Source organism: Moorena sp., from assembly GCF_982860115.1.
On record NZ_CEYLVT010000443.1, the window covers coordinates 1 to 2,233 of the forward strand.

The following is a 2,233-nucleotide window of genomic DNA, read 5'->3' on the forward strand; positions in this document are numbered from 1 at the left end:
CTGTGTTGTCGTCACTGCCACTGAGAATCTGTTTGCCATCTCGACTAAAAGCGATATCATTGACAGTACTTGTATGACCTTTTAATGTATGGATTAGTTGACCGGATTCGGTGTCCCACAAACGCAAGGTGTGGTCAAAACTGGCACTGATAATCTGTTTGCCATCTCGACTAAAAGCGATATCATTGACAGAATCTGTATGACCTTCTAATGTATGGATTAGTTGACCGATTTCTGTGTCCCACAACCGCACTGTGTTGTCAAAACTGCCACTGAGAATCTGTTTGCCATCTCGACTAAAAGCGATATCATTGACCCAACTAGTATGACCTTCTAATGTATGGATTAGAAGACCGGTTTCTGTGTCCCACAAACGCACTGTGGTGTCTTCACTGCCACTGAGAATCTGTTTGCCATCTCGACTAAAAGCGATATCATTGACCCAACCTTTATGACCTTCTAATGTATGGATTATAAGACCTGTTTCTGTCTCCCACAACCGCACTGTTTTGTCGTTACTGCCACTGAGAATCTGTTTACCATCTCGACTAAAAGCGATATCATTGACCCAACCTTTATGACCTTCTAATGTATGGATTAGTTGACCGGTTTCTGTGTCCCACAACCGCAAGGTGTTGTCGTTACTGGCACTGAGAATCTGTTTGCCATCTCGACTAAAAGCGATATCATTGACCCAACCTTTATGACCTTCTAATGTATGGATTATAAGACCTGTTTCTGTGTCCCACAACCGCACTGTTTTGTCTTCACTGCCACTGAGAATCTGTTTGCCATCTGGACTAAAAGCGATCGCCTTGACAGTACCAGTATGACCTTCTAATGTATGAGGTTGACCGGTTTCTGTGTCCCACAACCGCAAGGTGTTGTCGTCACTGCCACTGATAATCTGTTTGCCATCTGGACTAAAAGCGATCGCCTTGACACTACTAGTATGACCTTCTAATGTATGGATTAGTTGACCGGATTCGGTGTCCCACAACCGCAAGGTGTTGTCGGAACTGCCACTGAGAATCTGTTTGCCATCTGGACTAAAAGCGATCTCCCAGACAATATCAGTATGACCTTTTAATGTATGGATTAGTTGACCGGATTCGGTGTCCCACAACCGCACTGTTTTGTCGTAACTGCCACTGATAATCTGTTTGCCATCTGGACTAAAAGCGATATCATAGACAATCTGTGTATGACCAACAAATGTATGGATTAGAAGACCTGTTTCTGTGTCCCACAACCGCACTGTTTTGTCCCTACTGCCACTGAGAATCTGTTTGCCATCTGGACTAAAAGCGATATCATTGAGATTACTTGTATGACCAACAAATGTATGGATTAGAAGACCTGTTTCTGTGTCCCACAACCGCACTGTTTTGTCGAAACTGCCACTGAGAATCTGTTTGCCATCTGGACTAAAAGCGATATCATTGACAATATGTGTATGACCTTCTAGTGTATGGATTAGTTGACCGGATTCGGTGTCCCACAACCGCACTGTTTTGTCGGAACTGCCACTGAGAATCTGTTTGCCATCTGGACTAAAAGCGATCGCCTTGACACTACTAGTATGACCTTCTAGTGTATGGATTAGTTGACCGGATTCTGTGTCCCACAACCGCACTGTTTTGTCGTTACTGCCACTGATAATCTGTTTGCCATCTGGACTAAAAGCGATATCAATGACAGCATCTGTATGACCTTTTAATGTATGGATTAGTTGACCGGATTCTGTGTCCCACAACCGCACTGTTCCGTCGTCACTGCCACTGAGAATCTGTTTGCCATCTGGACTAAAAGTGATATCATTGACAGCATCTGTATGACCTTGTAAATGATTCCTTTCTTGAACCTTATCTAAGGCTGCAAATAAGCTAGAATTAACTTCATTGATTACCTTTGGGTATAAAGAGATTACCTTTGCTTTTAAGGATTTTTGGTAGTTTTCAATTTCAGCTGTTTCTTTAATAGCTTCGAGCAATTCTTCTGTAGTAGGTTTTACTGATAGAGAAGACTTGATAGTGGCAGCTTTTGCACGGAAGTCTGAGTTAATTGCCTGTTTACTAGATTGTAATCTAAAATAAGTCGATAATACTAAACCTGTACCTAACCCCAGCATAACTGCGATCGCAACAATCCAATTCCGACGAGTATTTAAGCTTTTTCGCCTGACGCTACGCTGCACAAACTCAACTTCTACTTGGTTAAACCAGTTGTCCTC

The 2,233-nt window shown here is 42.7% G+C and carries 1 protein-coding gene; it reads right to left on the reverse strand.

The window, feature by feature from the left end; genetic code table 11:
- The coding region (locus AC4II3_RS32525; RefSeq protein WP_490723040.1) for a WD40 repeat domain-containing protein at positions 1-2,233 on the reverse strand (2,233 nt) is incomplete at both ends.